Here is a 17,678-nt window from a genome sequence, read left to right as displayed (position 1 = left end):
CCGCAAGGATTCCGGACATGACACAAAGTCGGTTGCCGTTTTCCTGGCACCCGCCGACAATCGCCTCTCCCGCGCCCCTTGGAGAATGACGATGCACAGCGTTGCGCTGATGGTTTACCCGAACTTCCAATCCCTGAGCCTCAGCCTGGGCTCGGTGTTCGAGTGCGCGAACCTGCTGCGCGGCGAGCCGGCCTATGAGTTCCACCTGGTGTCGGAGAGTGGCGGCGCGGTCATGACCTCCCAGGGCTTTTCGGTGAATACCACGCCGATCCGGCCGCAGGGCTACGACACCTTGATTGTCAGCGGCTACCTGGAGTTTCGCCTGCCCGAGGCCAACCTGCTGGAATTGGTCAAGGCCGCCTCCGCGCAGTCGCGCCGCGTGGCCTCGCTGTGCATGGGCATTTTCGTCTTGGCCGAGGCCGGTTTGCTTGAAGGCAAGCGCACCACCACCCACTGGATTCACGCGCCGGCATTTCGCAAGCGCTACCCGGATATCCAGTTGGAAGAAGACAAACTGTTTGTGGTCGACGGCCAGGTCTGGACCGGCGCCGGCATGAGCGCCGGGGTGGACCTGGCGTTGGCGATGGTAGAGGCCGACCTGGGCTGCGACCTCGCCCGGCGTATCGCGCGCAAACTGGTGATTGCCCAGCGCCGTGGCAGTGAGCAATCGCAACTGTCAGCGCTATTGGAGCTAGACCCCAAGTCCGACCGCGTACAACTGGCCCTGGCCTATGCCCGCGAGAACCTCACCCACGACCTGTCGGTGGAAGCCCTGGCCGACGTGGCCCGGCTGAGCCCGCGCCAATTCAGCCGGGTATTTCGCGAAGAAACCGGGCAGACACCAGCCAAGGCCATCGAGTCGCTGCGCGTGGAAGCTGCGCGGGCGATGATGGAAACCAGCCGTCACCCGGTCGAGGTGGTCGCCCGCGAAACCGGCTTTGGTGATCGCGAGCGCATGCGCCAGGCGTTTCTGCGCGCGTTCGGGCAGCCGCCGCAGGCGATGCAGCAGGTGTTGTTCAATCCGAGTTAGACGCAATGCCGCCGTGGCAAGCCCGCTTGTTGTGGCGAGCGGGCTTGCCCCGCGTTGGAGCGCAAAGCGCTCCCAATCCAGCCGCCGCGGTATCACTGACAAACCGCGCCGACAGGTTTCGGGGCTGCTTCGCAGCCCAACGCGGGGCAAGCCCCGCATTTGATCTTCGCTGCTTTGGGCCTTGCGTTCGCTTGACTAAACGGCATCGGGGTCAGGCGCGTAGCCGAACATCGACTTCACCTCCAGGTAATCCTCCAAGCCAAACACGCCCCACTCACGTCCGTTGCCCGACTGCTTGTACCCGCCAAACGGCGCGCCATTGTCGGCCTTGCTGCCATTGAGATGGACCATGCCGGTGCGCAAGCGCCGAGCCACCGACCGCGCGCGTTCCAGGGTGCCGGCGGTCACGTAACCGGAGAGCCCATAGGGGCTGTCATTGGCAATCGCTATGGCCTGCTCCTCGCTGTCGTAAGGAATGATCACCAGCACCGGCCCAAACACTTCCTCACGGGCAATCGGCAGTTGCGGGTCGACATCGGCGAACACCGTGGGCCGCGTGTAAAAACCAGTCGTCACGCCGTCGGGTCGGCCCACGCCGCCGCACACCGGAGGCTGATCCACTGCCCCCAACAATGCCTGCACCCGTTCGAACTGCGCCTGATTGGCCTGCGGCCCCATGGCCGTGGCCGGGTTGCTGTCGTCAAAACACACCTGCGCCGCCACCTCCCGGGCAATCTGTACCGCACGCGCCTGCACTGCCCGTGGGATCAGCAGGCGCGTCGGTGCGTTGCACGACTGCCCGCTGTTGCGAAAACAGCTGCTGACACCGTGGCGCACCGCCGCATCAAGATCCGCGTCCACGAGGATCAGGTTGGCCGACTTGCCGCCCAACTCCTGGGAGACGCGCTTGACCGTCTCCGCCGCCGCCTTGGCCACTGCAATACCGGCGCCGGTGGAGCCGGTGAAGGAGACCATGTCGATATCAGCGTGCCGGGCGATGCCGTCACCGAGGGTCGGGCCATCGCCATTGACCAAGTTGAACACGCCCTTGGGCACCCCGGCCCGATGCAGGATATCGGCCAGCAACATGGCCGACAGCGGCGCCTTCTCGCTGGGTTTTAGCACCAGCGTGCAGCCCGCTGCCAAGGCCGGGGCGAGCTTGCAGGTGAGCTGGTTCAGCGGCCAGTTCCACGGTGTGATCAGGCCACACACGCCAATCGGTTCGCGGCTGATCAGGGTGCTGCCGTGGGCGCGATCAAACTCATAGTCTTTCAACAACTCATAAGCCCGTTGCAGATGACCAAGGCCTGCCGGGACGTGTGCGCTGCGCGCCAGGGACAAAGGTGCGCCCATCTCTTCGTGCACGCACTGCGCGAGGGCTTCGCTGTGTTGGCGATAACCGTCGATGATCGCCGCCAGCAACGCCAAACGTTGCTCTGCAGTCCACTGGCTGTAACTGTCGAAAGCGCGCTTGGCCGCCGCCACCGCCAGGTCCAGGTCGGCGCGGGAGCCCAGGCTGATGCTGGCGATGGCGCACTCGGTGGACGGGTTGATCACCGCCAAGGTCTCGGCCCCCAAGGGCTTGACCCACTGGCCGTCGATATAGAAATCCTGCGGGTTCATCGCGTCGCCTCAAGTGCGTCACCCAAGGTGCGGAAAATCAGCGCGGTCTGTTCTTCACTGATAATCAACGGCGGCGACAGCACGATGTTTTCCCCGGATGCGCGCACCAGCACGCCCGCGTCGAAACAGCGCTGCGCCACCTCCCCAGCCCGCGCACCCGGCGCACCGTCGCGGGGTTTGAGTTCCACGGCGCAGAGCAGTCCAATCGCGCGCACGTCCAGCACCAAAGATTGTTCGCGCAACGCCAGTGCGCGGGTTTGCCACAGCGGAGCAATGCGCTGGACATGCGCGTTGATGCCAAGCTCTTCATGTACTTCCAACGTTGCCAAGCCGGCGGCGCAGGCTAAAGGGTGAGCCGAATAGGTATAGCCATGCATCAACTCGATGGCCTGTTCCGGGCCTTGCATAAAGGCCTCGTACACCGCGCCACTGACCAACACGCCACCCATGGGCACCGCGCCGTTAGTGAGGCCCTTGGCCAGGGTCATCACGTCCGGCGTGACGCCGAAGGTTTGAGCAGCGAAACCGTGGCCGACACGGCCGAAGCCGGTGATCACCTCATCAAAAATCAACAGCACGCCATGGCGGTCGCAGATCTCGCGCAGCTTTTGCAGGTAACCCACGGGCGGTGCGTAGACACCACCGGAACCGGTCACCGGCTCGACAATCACCGCCGCCACGGTCGCCGGATCGTGGATTTCCAGCAGTTGCAACAGCGCATCGGCATAGTGCGCGCCCTGCTCCGGTTGGCCACGGCTGAAACGCGAGCCCGCGTCATACGGCAACGGCAAGTGCGCCACATCGCCGAGCAATGGGCCGAAGTCACGCTTCTGCCGGCCAATTCCCGACACCGACAGCCCACCAAACCCCATGCCGTGATAGCCCTTGGCGCGGCCGATCAGCTTGGTGCGGCGGCAGTCGCCGCGCGCCTGATGGTAGGCGCGAGCGATCTTCAACGCGGTGTCTACCGCTTCGGAACCGGAGTTGGTGAAGAACACTTTGTCCAGGCCATTCGGGGCTATGGCCACCAAACGATCAGCCAGGGTCAGCGCGGCCGGGTGGCTCATCTTGAAGGAGGACACGAAGTCCAGGCGCCCCGCCGCCTCACGAATCGCCTCGACGATACGCGGCTGGCCGTGGCCGGCATTGACGCACCAGAGCCCAGCCATGGCATCGAGCACATCGCGCCCCTCAGTGGTGGTGTAGTGCATGCCGGCCGCGCGATCAAACAGCATCGGCTGGCGATTGAAGGGGCGCATCGCGGTAAAGGGTGCCCACAGGGACGAGGTCATTGGTTGTACTCCTTAAGACTGGATTCGCGTGCCGATCAGGGTCGGGCGTTGCAGGGCTCCGGCATTGGTGTTGACGCCACGCTCGAAGTGCAGGCGGCCGTGCTGCATGCGGCAGCTGACGTGGTCACCGAAGGCGGTTTCGACAAAACGCCAATGCATGCGCAACTCGCCCTCGGGCGTCCAACGCGCCTCGGCGACGACAGGCGTTTGCTCCGGTTGATATTGGTGGTGCAGGTAATTGCCGGTGATGCTGGTGGTGGTTTCAATCGGCTGCTGAAAACCGGCGCGTACGTGGTGGATGCCACGATGGTCGACCAGGGTGACATCGCAGTGGTCGCCCTTGAGTTCAAAGGCCAACTCGCGCACACCGTCTTCATTCGGCTCGATGGCGAAACGGCCTTGCAGTGCGGCGCTGGCGGGCGAGGTTTGCAAGCCTTGCAGCGCGGGCAGGCGCAGGCCGTCGATCAACGCGCCCAGTTGCGCTTGGCTGGCTTGAGCATCCACAGCAGTGCGGCCCAACGCCGGGAACAGGTGCTGCCACAGCGCTTTGTGCAAACGTTTCTCGCCCAGTCGCAGGCCGCAGGTGAAGACCATCACCGTGTCCTGTTGCGGCAGCACGATGCATTGCTGGCCGAACACCCCGGAGGCGTAATAGCCGCCGTGCTCGGTCATCCACCACTGGTAGCCGTAGCCTTCGCGCTGGGCATCGTTGGCCTTATTCTTGTCGCGCGGCAGGTACTGCTTGCCGTCGAATTCACCCATCCACACGTCTTGCACCTGGTTTCGCGTGGCCTGCGCCACCCACTGCGGCGACAACAATTGGCGGCCCTGCCACTGGCCGTGGTTGAGGTGCAGTACACCGAACTTCAACGCGTCCTCACTGGTGCAGCTCAGACCGTTGCCGCCCGAGTTGAAACCACCCGGCGCCAGGTCCCATTCGAGCCTATCAAGCCCCAGATAATCGAGGACACGCGCCTGCAACAAGGCATGCATCGTCTGCCCGGTCACTTGGGTGACAATCGCCGAGAGCATGAAACTGGAGGCACTGCTGTAGATGAACGAATGGCCCGGCGGCTCGTCCACCGGTTCATTGAGAAAGGCTTCGACCCAACTGCTTTGCAGGTTGCGCCAGTCGCCACCGGAAATACCGCGGGTATGGCCGGTGCGCATGGTCAGCAAATCTTCCACGGTCATGGCCGCGAGGTTGGCGCTGATGGGTTGCGGGCACAGATCGGGGAAAAAACTTGCGACCTTGGCGTCAAGCCGCAGGCGCTCGTCGTCCACCAACAGGCCGATCGCGGTGGCGGTCCAGCTCTTGGTTGCCGAATGCTGCACATGCATGCGGTGCGCCGAATAAGGCTGCCAGAAGGCCTCGGCCACCACTGCGCCTTGGCGGTACAGCATGAAACTGTGCAGCTCAAGGCCCGCCTCGGTCACAGCCTGGAGGAAGTCGACAATGCCGGCAGGGTCGACACCGCGTTCATGGGGCAAGGCCCTGGGCAGCGGAATGTAGGTCATGATGGGTCCTCGTTGATGTTTTTATATTTCAAATAATGCAGATAAAGATTTGTTCGCTGCGGCCCTGATGTATTTGCGCCGCCTATAATTCAGTTTTTCCGGGTATCCTTGCCTCCCCCTGTCACAGGAACAACTTCGCGCCATGTCCCAACTCACCTCGCTGCAGACCAAAGTCGCCGGCCAGATCCTTGCCGCCATCGCAAATGGCGACCTGCAACCCGGTATGCACCTCAAAGAAGTGGAACTGGCCCAGCGCCTGGGTGTGTCGCGCTCGCCGATCCGCAGTGCGCTGTCGTACCTGGCCGAACAGAAAGCCATCGAGCCGTTGGCGCAACAGGGCTTTCGTGTGCCCCTGGACGCCGGCGATGGCCTGGTGCAACAGGTCAGTGAGTTGCACAACGAAGAGGACCAGCTCTACACGCGGCTGATCGACGACCGCTTGAACCAGGTGCTGCCCGATCAGATTTCCGAGAGCGATTTGCTGCGCCGCTACGGCGTCGGCAAAAGCGTGCTGCGCCGGTGCTTGCTGCGCCTGTCCGACGAGGGTGTGATGCAGCGCAAGCACGGGCATGGCTGGCAATTTTTGCCGACGCTGAACAGCCCGCAGACGCGCTTTGAGAGCTACCGCTTTCGCATGCTGCTGGAACCGGCTGGGTTGTTGGAGCCGACGTTCAAGATCAACCCTGAGCAATTCCGCCGCTGCCGTGAGCGGCAAATGGAACTGCTGGAGGGCAAGGTTGATGGGCAGCGTTTTATCGAGTGCAACGCGGAGTTCCATGAACTGCTGGCGGCGGCGTCCGGCAATGGGTATATCTTGCAGGCAATCCAGCAGCAGAACCGGTTGCGTCGGTTGACCGAGTTCCACACGGTGAGCAATGTGGAGCGGGTCAGGGTTTCGTGCCAGGAGCACCTGGCGATTCTGGATGCCTTGGAGCAAGGCGACAATGAGTGGGCCTCGACGTTGTTGCATCGGCACTTGGATGTGGCGAGTAAGTTGCGGGTGGCGCGGAATAAGGGGTGATGCGTTTTTGGCATTTTGATTGGGGGCATATCCGTTGCTGCGGTTATGCCCGCTATGGGTTCCGCCCTTACGGCGGGTCACTTTTGGAAAGGAGCCCCAAAAGTAACCAAAAGGGCTCTTGCCCCACCACTCGGCACCTCGCCTAGGCTCGGTGTGCCCGCACGCAGGCCAGCGTGGTTTAACGGGGCGCCTAAAATCAAGATCACAGGCAAGATCAAGATCAAAACCGCAGATCAAAAGATCGCTGACTTCGTCAGCGCAAAGGATGTAAGAGCCACAGCAAAAACACAGCAAAGCAAAGCGTTTTTGATCTACACCACTCAGGGCGGCTACTAGGCCGCCGTGCTCTGCTTTTGATGTTGATCTGAGGCACACCGAGCCTAGGCGAGGTGCCGAGTGGTAGGGCGAAGACCTTTGGATTACTTTTGGCTGGGCCGGCTTCCGGGCTTTCCAACAGTGACCCGCTGTAAGAGCGGAACCCATAGCAGCCATAACCGAAGCAACGGATATGTACTCCGACCCAAGACCTCTAGCGCCTGACACATAGCTTTCGCGAGCAAGCCAGCTCCCACATTTAACCCCGGCACACTCCTCCCGGAACACGGTCATCACCAAAGCGCCACGGTATAACCGACGATCACGCGGTTTTCATTCATGTCACGCAGATAATTGGCCTTGCTGAACCCATTGCGCCACCGCAACGAAACCCCTTTCAGCGCCCCGGACTGAAACACATACCCCAAATCAATATCCCGCTCCCACTCACGCCCCTCCCCCACAAACCCCTTCACCTGCGCCTGATCCCCTTTGGCCCAACGCGTAGAAAACGTCAGCCCCGGCACCCCCAACGCTGTAAAGTCAAAGTCATACCGCGCATGCCAAACCCGCTCATTGGTCTGTGAAAAATTACTCAACTGGTACTCGGAAAACAGATACGTATTGGTCCCGTCCACATAGGTAAACGGCGTCGCCCCATACTGCGCCTGATAACCCCCGCCAATGCTGTGCCCCTTGTAGCTGAAGATCGCCCGCGTACTCAGCGCACGGTTATCCACCTTGCCCGCCAACCCCGAACCCGACTTGTCCGCATCGAAATAACGGATATCCGTCTTGAGCGTGCCGCCACCCAGCGCAAAGCTGTTCTTCACCCCGACAAAGTGCTGCTGGTAGATATCCTCCAACTGCGCAAAGTGATAACTGAGGGTCATACCCGGCGTGAGCTTGTAATCGCCGCCGGCAAAGCGAAAACGATCACTCTTGGCGGTGCTCTTGTAGGCCCCGCTCTGGCTGGTCAGCCTCATGTCTTCGTATTCGGTGGACTCACGCTGCTTGGTCTGGTCGATCTGGCCGCCAATCAACGCCAGCCCCGCGATGTCTGCGGAGGTCGCTTGCGTGCCGCGGAAGGTCTGCGGGAACAGCCGGCTGGTGTTGGGCTGCAAAGTCGGCAAATCCGGCAGCAGGTAGCCGCTGCGTAATTCGCTCTGGGCAATGCGCACTTTGCCGGTCACGCCGTACTTGGAGTACTCGTCATGCGCGCGCTTGGAATAACTCGGTTTGCCCGGCGTGGCGTCGGTATCCCGCGACAACAAACCGGAGCCCGAGCGATCCGGGCTGGAGTCGAGTTTCAAGCCGAGCATCCCGACCACATCCACACCAAACCCGACAGTGCCTTCGGTAAAGCCCGACTTGAGGTTGAGGATAAAACCCTGAGCCCATTCCTCACGCTTGGATTGCCCCGCATCTTCGCGGTAGTCGCGGTTGAAGTAGTAGTTCTTCAGGTCCAGGTCTGCCTTGCTGTCCTTGATGAATTCAGCCTGGACCGGGGCGCACAGCAGGCCCCCGCTCATAAGGCCGACGCCCTTCAAGATCAGGTTGAGGTTATTGTTATGCATGTTCTTGGCTCCTGGCAGTCGTTATCGATGAGTAGGTCTTATTGTTTTTTTGGGCACGACATTTCCCATCGCACAGGTTCGAAAGGCCTGCGCGCCGGTTGAAATCAGGGGGTTAAATAGCCGGTCGTATTCGGTAGCCGCCGTCCGGCAGTTGCTCCAATGGGCTGGCGGCGGCAAGCAATTGGCGGGTGTACGGGTGCTGCGGGTGATCGAAAATCTGCTCACGCGCGCCCACTTCCACCACCTGGCCCTGGTGCATCACTGCCACCCGATGGGCGATGCGCTCCACCGCCGCCAAGTCATGGGAGATGAACAGGCAGGCAAAGCCGTACTGCGCTTGCAAACGCTCGAACAGCTCGAGGATCTGTTTCTGGATGGTCATGTCCAGCGCCGAAATCGGTTCATCGGCAATCACCAATTGCGGGTGGCGCACCAAGGCTCGGCCGATTGCCACGCGCTGGCGCTGCCCGCCGGATAACTGATGGGGAAAGCGTTCAACAAACTGCTCACCCAGGCCAATATCCTGCAAGGTTTGGGTGACCCGCTCACGGCGCTCGGCGGCATTCAGGTCGGGTTCGTGACGCAACGGCTCGGCAAGGATTTCGCCGATTTTCATCCGTGGGTTCAGGGATGAATACGGGTCTTGGAAGATCATCTGGCATTGCAGCCGGTGGGTACGGTTGGCGGCCTTGAGGATGTCCACGCCCTTGAAGCGGATCGCGCCGGCGCAGGGTTTGATCAGCCCTACCAGCGAGCGGCCCAGCGTGGTCTTGCCCGAACCGCTGCCACCGACCAGCGCCAGGGTTTCACCAGGGGCAATCACCAAGCTGGCCGAATGCACCACACGGTTGAACTGGCGCTTACCCCAAAATGAAGCCGGCCCCGGGTGTTCGATGCACACGTGGTCAACCTCCACCAACGGCCCGTTGCTGGCCGGCAACGCCGCTAACACGCCACGCCTTGGCAAGGCTTCGAGCAGTTGGCGGGTGTACTCGGCCTTGGGCGCCAGCAGGACGTCTTCGATGCTGCCCTGCTCCACCGCCTGGCCGTGGCGCATCACCACCACTTTGTGCGCGTAACGGGCGACCAGCGACAGGTCATGGCTGATAAACAGGATCGCCGTGCCCTGCTCGCGGGTCAGCTCCAGCATCAGCTCGATCACGTCCAGTTGCGCCAGGCAGTCCAGCGCGGTGGTGGGTTCGTCGGCGATCAACAGCGCCGGACGCAGCAGCATCACCGAAGCCAGCATGATGCGCTGGCGCATACCGCCAGAGAACTGGTGCGGATAGGACTCCAGGCAACGCTCCGCCGCTTGGATGCCGATGCGGCGCAGCATGGTCAGGCAACGTTCGCGGATCTGCGCAGCGTCCAGATCGGTGTGCAGCCTGAGCGCTTCGCTCATCTGTTGGCCGATTTTCAAGGCCGGGTTGAGTGACACCATCGGCTCCTGGAATACCATGCCGATACTCGCACCGCGAATCGCGCGCAGTTCCTCGGTGCCGACACTGGCCAGGTCGCGCCCCTGGAAGTCCAGGCGCCCGCCACACACTTGCATGGGCAACGGCAGCAAACCAATGGCGGCGCGGGCGGCCATGGTCTTGCCGCTGCCGGACTCACCCACCAGCGCCACAATCTCACCCGGCGCGATGCTGAAACTCAGGTCATCCACCGCCAACGGGCCGTGTTCGCCCACGCGAATCTTGAGATTTTGCACATTCAACAACACAGGAGTGGCAGGCATGTTCACTTCCTCATCCGGGGGTCAAGACGATCACGCAGGGCGTCGCCAAACAGGTTAATCGCCAACAACGTCAGGCAGATAAACAGCCCGGGAAACACCCCCAGCCAAGGTGCCGAGGCAATGTACGGCCGGCTGCTGGCAAGCATGTTGCCCCAGGTGGCGGCCGGCGGCGGCACGCCGAGACCAAGGAAGCTCAGCGCGCTCTCCGAGAGCAGCGCCCAGCCGAACATGCTGGTGGCCAGCACGCACAACGGCGCCAGGCAATTGGGGGCGATGTGCCGCAGCATGGTGTACAGCTCCGAGTTGCCGATCACCCGCGAGGCCTCGATGTACTCAAGCTCACGCAGGGACAACACGGTGCCGCGCACCACGCGCACCACCGACGGCGTGTAGGCGATGCCCAAGGCCAAGACGATGCCGTACTTGCTGGCGCCGATGATTGCCATGATGCCCAGCGCCATGAGGATGCCGGGAAACGCCAGCAGCGCATCGTTGAACATCATCAGCACGCGGTCGGTCCAACCGCGCAGGTAACCGGCGAGCATGCCGATCAAGGTGCCCGCCAGCACGGCGACGCTCACCGTGAGCAAACTCACCCACAGGCTGGTGCGCGCACCGATCAACAGACGGCTGAACACATCGCGGCCGAATTCGTCGGTGCCCAGCCAGTGGCTGGCCGAGGGCGCCTGGAAGCGCGACATCAGGTCGATCTTCAGCGGGTCGAACGGCGACCACACCAACCCCATCAACGCCAGGGCAATCAACGCCACCAGCAGCCCGCCACCGATCAAGGCGTTGGCCGGCGCCCACACGCGCCGGCGCTTGGCAGCTACGGGCACGGCAATAGTTGAACTCATAACTTCACCCTTGGATCGAACAGCGGATAGAGCAGATCCACGCACAGGTTGACCAGCACGTAGACAAAGGTGATCAGCAGCAGGCAGCCCTGCAGCACCGGGTAATCACGGGCGAAAATCGCATCCACCATCAAGCGGCCGATACCGGGCAAGGTGAACACGGTTTCCAGCACGGCGATGCCGCCCAGCAGGTTACCGAGGATCAACCCCACCAATGTCCAGGTCGGGGCGAAGGCGTTTGGCAAGGCGTGTTTCCACAACACCGCACGCTCCGACAAACCTTTGGCCCGGGCGTGGGCGATGTATTCCAGACGCAGCACTTCGATGGTGCTGGCCCGCGCCATGCGGGTAATCGCGCCGACTTCGACCAACGTCAGGGTCACCACCGGCAGCACCATGTAGCTGATCGCTTGCCACGGCGCCTGGGCAAAACTCACGTAGCCCACCACCGGCAACCAGCCCAGCTGGATACCGAACGCATGCAGCAACAACAGGCCGAGCCAGAAACTGGGAATCGACAGCAGCAACGTGGCGACGGACACCAGGCCGAGGTCGAGCGCGCTGTTTTGTTTCCACGCGGCGATCAAGCCAATCGGCACCGCGATCAGCGTGGCGAACAACACCGCCACCAACACGATGGTCGCACTAACGCTGAAGCGGTCGAGAATCAGCGGCAAAACCGCCTGCTTGGTGCTGATCGAAAACCCCAGGTCGAAGCTCAACACCGCCTTGAACCAGATCAGGAACTGGGTGACCAGCGAGTGATCCAGGCCCAGGGTATGGCGCATATCGGCGAGGCTTTGCGGGTCGGCCATATCGCCGAGCATCAGCAGCGCCGGGTCGCCCGGGATCAAGCGAATCAGCGCAAACACCATCACCGAAATCAGCAGCAGCGTGGGAATCGCCATGCCGAGTTTTTGCAGAATAAAACGCAACATGCTCAGGCCTCGTTAGTGCGCTGCGAGGCTGACGCCCCACAACCGTGGCGACGACACCGGCCAAGAATGGAAGCCCTGCACGCTGTCACGCAGCGCTGCGGCGACCGTGCCGTTGTAGATGATCACCATGGGGGTGTCGTGGATCATCATCGTGTGCAGTTGGTCGAACAGCGCCTGACGCTTGGCCGTGTCGCTCTCGCGCACCGCGTCACGCAATACCGCCTGGGCCTGGGGGTTGTCCCAGACCTTGCGCGGCTCCTTGCTCTTGTCGCCCATCAGCGAATCAAAGCTGGTGGCCGGGTCCAGGCGCGAGGAATAAGAGAACGCCATCATCTGGTAATTGCCGCTCTGGTAGCGCTCCAGCTGCGTGCCCCACTCCAGGGTTTCCATCTGGATATTCAAGCCGCTAGTCACCGCCATCGCCTGGCTGAGCAGGCCCATGTCGAACATCTGCGAGTAGCGTTTGTTGACGATCATCTTGATCGGCTGGCCGTGGTAACCGGCCTCTTTCAACAGGCGCTGGGCTTGCTGCGGGTCATAGCTATAGCCGTGCTTGGCGGTGGCGCTGTAGAAGGGGCTGGTTTGCGCGATGGCCGAATTATTCGGCTCGGAGGTGCCATTGGTCAGCGCGTTGACCATCTGCCCGTAATCCAGGGAGTGGGCAATGGCCTGGCGAATACGCACGTCCTTGAGCAACGGGTCGTTGGTCTGAAACAGCAACCCACAGATGGCCATGATCGGGCTGAACGAAATCTGCACGCCCGGCGTGGCTTTCAGCTCCTGGGCATCGCTGGCGCTGACGTTGGGCAGCAAGTCGATATTGTTGGACATCAACGCCGCCTTGGCCGACGACGGGTCGGGAATCACCATAAAGCGCACCCCGTCGACCAGCGCCTGCTTCTTACCGGTGAAGCCATCCGGCCCGGCTTCATCACGTGGGCTGTAATCGTTGAAGCGCGACAGTGCCACGTATTGCCCAGGCTTCCATTCGGTAAGGCTGAACGGGCCAGTGCCGACAGGGGCTTTCCAGCTACCATCGGCGGCCAGCGAATCGGGGTGCAGGATGCCGCTGCCCCCGCAATCGGGGCGCGCCATCGAGGCGAGGAACAGCCCGCTGGGCTGGTCCAGGTGGAACACCACAGTGAGCGGGTCCGGCGTGTCGATGGCGGTGATTTTCGCCCCGCCACGCCCATCGAATTCGGCCAGGCAGCGCCATTGGGTCTTGGGGTTGAGGTAGCGATCCCAGGTCCATTTCACATCGCCTGCGGTCAAGGTCGCGCCGTTCTGGAAGTGCACGCCTTCGCGCAATGTGAAGGTGTAGGTCATACCGTCATCGGAGCGCTGCACCTCGCGGGCCAGCAACGGGCCGACGGAAGCATCCTCGCGGTGGGCCACCAGGCCTTCGACGATGTGCAGCATCACGGTGTCGGTATTTTCGTCACGGTTGACGCCCGGCTCGGTGCTGCGGATGTCGGCATTCAAGCCAACGCGTAAGGTGGTTTGGGCCTGCGCGAGGCCGGCGCCCAGTGCGAGGGTGGCGCACAGCGTGCCATTGAGTAAGCGATTCACGGGAGATGTTCTCCTTCGCTGAGAAAACCGGCCTGGGGCAGGAGCCGGCTTCAAGCCTGTATGAGGTCGTTGTTGTTATGGCCTGAATGGGGTCAGTGCCGCGGATGTTTTTGTTTTTTTAAATTCTCCAGGACATATTCACAGCATGAACGAAGCTTGTAAATGTTTTTTTATGCATATAAAAACACTAAAAACTAATACCGCCGTCACTAATGGTTTTTCAAGGCAACAAAAAAGAGGCCGAAGCCTCTTTAGGAGATGAAACCAACGCGCGCCCGTAGGCCCTCTGGTTAAGACCTAGCGACAGTGATAAGGGCTTTCGCTCGTGAGTTCTTCATCCGTGTCCATGTCACGGATGGTCACCGTGCCTTTGGGGTTGGCCATGCAGTACGAATTGCGCGCGGAATAGATTCCGCTGCCTTTGGTCAGGATCACCACCCTGCCAGGCACGCCATTGGCGTCCACGCCCGTCACCTTGTAACGACCTGACATCGTCAGGCAACCGCCGAGCGTCAGCATCAGCCCCGCGCACACGACAAACTTGAACGAAGAGAACGTGCTCATTTCGCATCCTTGTGAATTCAGGGCCGAAGCGGCCGATGAGCCTAGGAGCCGCCTCGCCCGGTTAAGTTCAACATCGCGTTTAATGCAGCGCCGCACGCGTAATCAGGTAACTCACCAATTGCGGATCATCCTCCAGCTCAATCATCTGCGCCGGGCGCGGCAGGTCGTCCAGTACGGCGCGCCAGAATACCTGGGACACTTCGTCCTGATCGTAAAAGCGCACCAGCCAATTGGCCTCGCCACTGCTCAATACCTGAGTGGCGATGGCACGGCCGATGCCTTTGCGGCGGTAGCGTTTGAGAATGAACAGGTCGGCCAGTTCCAGCGCATTGATACCCGGTAACTCGCTGCCTTCAATCAGCAGGAAGCCGGCGATATAACCATCCACCAGCAGCAGGTTGGCGCTCCATTGCGGGTCTTGCCAGTAGCGGGTCAGGTGCTCGTCGTGGATGTAGAAACGGCCGTCCGCCTCGACATCTTCCTGCTCCCAATCCGAGGATTCGTAGGCGTAGTACTGGTAAAGATTACGGATCAGCTCAGACGCATCGGGGCCGGTCTGGATCAATTCGACGGTGGTTTCAGGCATGGGGCTCTCGGTCAAAAATGCAGGCCGCCATTGTTCACAAAAGAGTAGCGCAGGCCAATACATTGCATAACCTTTCTATTTGCTGAACCGATTGCGGATTTGTCTGGGGCGGACCAAATTCTTGAAACATTTAGAATAAACTTTGTCCAACCCGCTGTTTTCTCAAGCCCCTTTTGCAAGGACATGTACTTTGACCAATGTCTGTTCCGCCGGCCTGGATGTGGGCTTTGCCTCCCTGGACTACCTGCAGATCTTCATCCTGGGCGTGATCCAGGGCATAACCGAGCTGTTGCCGGTGTCGTCCACCGCGCACATGCGCGTGGTACCCGCCCTGCTCGGCTGGCAAGACCCGGGCTCGGCGTTTTCGGCAGCCATGCAGTTGGCGGCGCTGGCGGCGGTGGTCAGCTATTTTTGGCGCGATGTGCGCCAGGTCACCACCGGTAGCATTGGCGCAGTGCGCCGGGGGGACTACAACGACCGCTGGTTCAAGCTGGCCGTGGCGATTGTGTTGGCAACCATCCCGATTGGGATTGCCGGCCTGGCGCTGTCTTCGACCTTGAATACCTGCAACTCGCCGTTGCGCGGCCTGATGGTGATCGGGATTGCCTGCGTGGTGATGGCGGTGCTACTCGCAGTCGCCGAGCTGCGTGCACGCCACACCCGCGAGATGAGCCAGATGCGCCTGCGCGACGCACTGATCGTCGGCATTGCACAGATTGGCGCGCTGATTCCCGGCGTGTCGCGTTCCGGTTCCACCCTGACCGCCGCGCTGTTCCTCAACTTCAAGCGGGAAGAAGCCGCGCGCTTTTCCTTCCTGCTGGGCCTGCCCGCCATCGCCCTCGCCGGCTTGAAAGAATTGTGGGTGCTGCTGCACGCAGACCTGCCCGCCCATGCTTGGTCGCACTTGATCTTTGGCCTGGTGGTCGCCAGCATCTCGGCGTTCTTCGCGATCTGGGGCCTGATGAAGTTCCTGGAGCGGTTCTCCACCTGGCCGTTCGTGATCTACCGCGCGCTGTTGGGGATCTTCCTGATCGTGGCGGTCAGCACCGGGCTGTTGAGTTAAGCCGCATTGAGCTAATACCGCCGGCCTGTGGTGACAGATTGGCACCCGCGCCAGACGGCGACGGCGCGAGTGCAATTGCAGAGCGCCGAGGCGCTTGATCCTCTGCGGCACCGGGTGCCTATCCCGCCGCAGAACGTGACGTCGGAGCATCTCTAACGCGCCCGGCACTCGACCAGCAACCCGCCCTCTTCGCGCACATGGCTCTCAATCACCACCGGCAAGAAGCGCTGGATCACCGTCATGTTGCTGTGCAAATGCTCGCTCATGTGCGGCGTGGTGAAGCGGCCGCCGCCCGCCAACGCCATCGGCAGCAGCAACTGATCCGCCAGGTGTTCACCCACCGCTGTGTCGGTGCCCTGCCATTCCATCGCCTGGTCAATGGCCTCGTCAGCCACGGTTTCGGCACGCACAGCGGCCATGCCAAATGCGCTGAACACCTCGGTGACGTGCGCGTGGACGTATTCCAGCATCAGCACATTGCCCGGCCCCTGTTGCGGGTCGATCTCTATTGGAAATAGCTGGGCTTCGCCGAAGCCCAGGCGCTGGCGAACGCGCTTGAACTCACGCTCGCTCACCTGAGCGGGCAGCCCGGCATTCAGCGTGGTGGCGCGGGCCTCCAGCAGCTTGCCGCGCTGCATCAGCTGCAACGGCAGCAGTTGCGATGGCTGGATAAACGCCTCAATCTCACCGCCGCCAGCCGGGACGAAACCATGGCGATTGAGGGTCAATTCAACACGCGCGCCCATGCGCTGCAACAGTGGCAGCCAGGCCCGCTGCAAAAAGTCCACCGGCGGCGCCAGCGGGTTATGGGTGCCGCCGCTGATCGTCACGCGGCTGGCGTTCGGTGCGCGCAACAGCGCCGGTAACAACGTCTGCAACACCAGGGTGCAGCTACCGGCCGTGCCAATGGCAAAGCGGTACTCGCCGCCTTGAATCGGCCCGGGCTCGAACAGCAGGGTCTGCGACCCCAGTTCAGCGCCTTGAACCTTGGCGCCACAGACTTGCGCGGCGGCCAGCACAGCCGTCAGGTGTTGGCGCATCAAGCCGGGCCGGCTGCGTTTGGCGCGGATATTTTTGATGCGCAACGTCAGCCCAGTCACCATCGACAGGCTCAAGCCACTGCGCAACACCTGGCCACCGCCGATGGCGCCGTCGAGTTCAATCACCTCCTGTTTCATGTTCATCCTTATGCGTAGCGTTTGACGGTGTCCCGCAGGTACTGGTCCAGCCGTTGTGAGTCTTCTTGCGTGCGTGGCAATACCGGCACGCTGCGTTCCAGTTCGCGCAGGATAAATTCATGCAGCGCTGGGCGCCGTGGGCCATAAGCGGCTTCCCCGGCATTGCGCTTGAGGGCGAGCAGCGTTGCCACTTCGTCGAGCAGTTGCGGATCATCCACCGTGCCAAGCAGGTCGGCGAAGGTCATCGGCGGCCGCCCCAGGCCCAGGTCGATCCAGCGCACCGCCAGCAATGGCCGAAGCACGTAGAAGTACTTCTTGAACCGCACCTCGTCGCCTTGCAGGTAACCGCGAAAATTCTTCTTGGCCATCGACAAATAGTGATTACGCGCCGCCGGCGGGCTGTAGAACGCCTCGGCCAAGGCCCGCAGTTGCTCTGTCGCCTGCGTTTCCTGGCGATACACCAGCGGCGAATCCAGCCACTCCAGCAATGTAGGGTTGGACTTGCGCAACAGGCCAAGGGTCTTGCGCAGCTCCCAACCGCTGACATCCAACTCATCATCCAGCGGGCGTTCGATCACGTCCCGTGGCGTATCCACCTGCATAAACCAATCGGGCTTTTCCACGTAGACAAAGCGCACGTCGTAGTCGCTGTCGGTAGAGGCAAAACCCCAGGCGCGACTGCCCGACTCACAGGCATACAACACGGTCACGTTGCGCTCGCGCTCTATGCGCTCCAACTCATCCAGCACCCGCGCACGCATGGCGTCGCTCAATGGGTGGTGTTTTTCCTTTTCCATGGTTTTTCC

The 17,678-nt window shown here is 61.7% G+C and carries 14 protein-coding genes and 1 pseudogene; 3 read left to right on the top strand and 12 right to left on the bottom strand.

The window, feature by feature from the left end; genetic code table 11:
- Nucleotides 1-91: 91 nt before the first annotated feature.
- On the top strand, nt 92-1,030 hold the full coding sequence (locus tag KZH41_RS12845) for a GlxA family transcriptional regulator (protein WP_094950213.1): 939 nt from the start codon (nt 92-94) through the stop codon (nt 1,028-1,030).
- A 195-nt stretch (nt 1,031-1,225) separates the two neighbouring features.
- On the opposite strand, the gene KZH41_RS12840 is transcribed toward KZH41_RS12845, so the two are convergent.
- The 3 genes from KZH41_RS12840 to KZH41_RS12830 are packed head-to-tail and all read right to left on the bottom strand — an operon-like array spanning nt 1,226 to nt 5,463.
- Entirely contained in the window at nt 1,226-2,653 is a 1,428-nt protein-coding gene (locus tag KZH41_RS12840) for an aldehyde dehydrogenase family protein (protein WP_263274925.1), read from the bottom strand.
- Nucleotides 2,650-3,945 (bottom strand): aminotransferase class III-fold pyridoxal phosphate-dependent enzyme, encoded by a 1,296-nt coding sequence (locus tag KZH41_RS12835; protein WP_263274924.1) that lies wholly within the window; start codon nt 3,943-3,945, stop codon nt 2,650-2,652. The genes KZH41_RS12840 and KZH41_RS12835 overlap by 4 nt, the downstream gene beginning before the upstream one ends.
- A gap of 12 nt (nt 3,946-3,957) precedes the next feature.
- On the bottom strand, nt 3,958-5,463 hold the full coding sequence (locus tag KZH41_RS12830) for a serine hydrolase domain-containing protein (protein WP_242155672.1): 1,506 nt from the start codon (nt 5,461-5,463) through the stop codon (nt 3,958-3,960).
- 142 nt (nt 5,464-5,605) lie between these two features.
- Between KZH41_RS12830 and KZH41_RS12825 the strand changes: the two genes are divergently transcribed.
- Nucleotides 5,606-6,484: a GntR family transcriptional regulator gene (locus KZH41_RS12825; protein WP_094950209.1), complete on the top strand. Its 879-nt coding sequence runs from the start codon at nt 5,606-5,608 to the stop codon at nt 6,482-6,484.
- Nucleotides 6,485-7,092: 608 nt separating this feature from the next.
- Here KZH41_RS12825 and KZH41_RS12820 read toward each other — a convergent pair.
- The 7 genes and pseudogenes from KZH41_RS12820 to KZH41_RS12790 form a co-directional block, all read right to left on the bottom strand.
- The gene (locus KZH41_RS12820) at nt 7,093-8,331 is read right to left on the bottom strand and encodes an OprD family porin (protein WP_406980144.1); all 1,239 of its coding nucleotides are present in this window, start codon (nt 8,329-8,331) and stop codon (nt 7,093-7,095) included.
- Between the two features lie 157 nt (nt 8,332-8,488).
- Entirely contained in the window at nt 8,489-10,117 is a 1,629-nt protein-coding gene (locus tag KZH41_RS12815; protein ID WP_094950207.1) for a dipeptide ABC transporter ATP-binding protein, read from the bottom strand.
- 2 nt (nt 10,118-10,119) lie between these two features.
- Nucleotides 10,120-10,974, bottom strand: a complete 855-nt coding sequence (locus tag KZH41_RS12810; RefSeq protein WP_094950206.1) for an ABC transporter permease — start codon at nt 10,972-10,974, stop codon at nt 10,120-10,122.
- A complete protein-coding gene (locus KZH41_RS12805) occupies nt 10,971-11,912 on the bottom strand; it encodes an ABC transporter permease (protein ID WP_094950205.1) in 942 nt (313 codons plus the stop codon). The genes KZH41_RS12810 and KZH41_RS12805 overlap by 4 nt, the downstream gene beginning before the upstream one ends.
- A gap of 12 nt (nt 11,913-11,924) precedes the next feature.
- Nucleotides 11,925-13,457, bottom strand: coding sequence for an ABC transporter substrate-binding protein (locus KZH41_RS12800; RefSeq protein WP_371917666.1), 1,533 nt, complete (start codon nt 13,455-13,457; stop codon nt 11,925-11,927).
- Between the two features lie 321 nt (nt 13,458-13,778).
- Entirely contained in the window at nt 13,779-14,045 is a 267-nt protein-coding gene (locus KZH41_RS12795; RefSeq protein ID WP_094950203.1) for a hypothetical protein, read from the bottom strand.
- A gap of 79 nt (nt 14,046-14,124) precedes the next feature.
- A pseudogene (locus tag KZH41_RS12790) lies at nt 14,125-14,699 on the bottom strand (GNAT family N-acetyltransferase).
- 122 nt (nt 14,700-14,821) lie between these two features.
- Between KZH41_RS12790 and KZH41_RS12785 the strand changes: the two are divergent.
- Nucleotides 14,822-15,694, top strand: coding sequence for an undecaprenyl-diphosphate phosphatase (locus KZH41_RS12785; protein WP_094950201.1), 873 nt, complete (start codon nt 14,822-14,824; stop codon nt 15,692-15,694).
- A gap of 152 nt (nt 15,695-15,846) precedes the next feature.
- On the opposite strand, the gene rtcA is transcribed toward KZH41_RS12785, so the two are convergent.
- Together rtcA and KZH41_RS12775 are read right to left on the bottom strand one after the other, a co-directional pair.
- Nucleotides 15,847-16,872: an RNA 3'-terminal phosphate cyclase gene (rtcA, locus tag KZH41_RS12780; RefSeq protein WP_242155670.1), complete on the bottom strand. Its 1,026-nt coding sequence runs from the start codon at nt 16,870-16,872 to the stop codon at nt 15,847-15,849.
- 8 nt (nt 16,873-16,880) lie between these two features.
- Nucleotides 16,881-17,669: a nucleotidyltransferase domain-containing protein gene (locus KZH41_RS12775; protein ID WP_094950199.1), complete on the bottom strand. Its 789-nt coding sequence runs from the start codon at nt 17,667-17,669 to the stop codon at nt 16,881-16,883.
- Between the last annotated feature and the right edge of the window lie 9 nt (nt 17,670-17,678).

It is taken from the genome of Pseudomonas sp. YeP6b (assembly GCF_025642995.1).
Lineage (GTDB): Bacteria > Pseudomonadota > Gammaproteobacteria > Pseudomonadales > Pseudomonadaceae > Aquipseudomonas.
The sequence above is the reverse complement of the archived record's forward strand: the minus strand, read 5'-3'. Positions and strand labels throughout refer to the sequence as shown.

Bases quoted from the DNA above. Each gene is read 5' to 3' on its own strand.
- rtcA (WP_242155670.1), bottom strand. From the start codon at position 16,872: ATGAAACAGGAGGTGATTGAACTCGACGGCGCCATCGGCGGTGGCCAG.
- KZH41_RS12815 (WP_094950207.1), bottom strand. From the start codon at position 10,117: ATGCCTGCCACTCCTGTGTTGTTGAATGTGCAAAATCTCAAGATTCGC.
- KZH41_RS12810 (WP_094950206.1), bottom strand. From the start codon at position 10,974: ATGAGTTCAACTATTGCCGTGCCCGTAGCTGCCAAGCGCCGGCGCGTG.
- KZH41_RS12775 (WP_094950199.1), bottom strand. From the start codon at position 17,669: ATGGAAAAGGAAAAACACCACCCATTGAGCGACGCCATGCGTGCGCGG.
- KZH41_RS12835 (WP_263274924.1), bottom strand. From the start codon at position 3,945: ATGACCTCGTCCCTGTGGGCACCCTTTACCGCGATGCGCCCCTTCAAT.
- KZH41_RS12840 (WP_263274925.1), bottom strand. From the start codon at position 2,653: ATGAACCCGCAGGATTTCTATATCGACGGCCAGTGGGTCAAGCCCTTG.
- KZH41_RS12805 (WP_094950205.1), bottom strand. From the start codon at position 11,912: ATGTTGCGTTTTATTCTGCAAAAACTCGGCATGGCGATTCCCACGCTG.
- KZH41_RS12830 (WP_242155672.1), bottom strand. From the start codon at position 5,463: ATGACCTACATTCCGCTGCCCAGGGCCTTGCCCCATGAACGCGGTGTC.
- KZH41_RS12820 (WP_406980144.1), bottom strand. From the start codon at position 8,331: ATGAGCGGGGGCCTGCTGTGCGCCCCGGTCCAGGCTGAATTCATCAAG.
- KZH41_RS12825 (WP_094950209.1), top strand. From the start codon at position 5,606: ATGTCCCAACTCACCTCGCTGCAGACCAAAGTCGCCGGCCAGATCCTT.
- KZH41_RS12795 (WP_094950203.1), bottom strand. From the start codon at position 14,045: ATGAGCACGTTCTCTTCGTTCAAGTTTGTCGTGTGCGCGGGGCTGATG.
- KZH41_RS12845 (WP_094950213.1), top strand. From the start codon at position 92: ATGCACAGCGTTGCGCTGATGGTTTACCCGAACTTCCAATCCCTGAGC.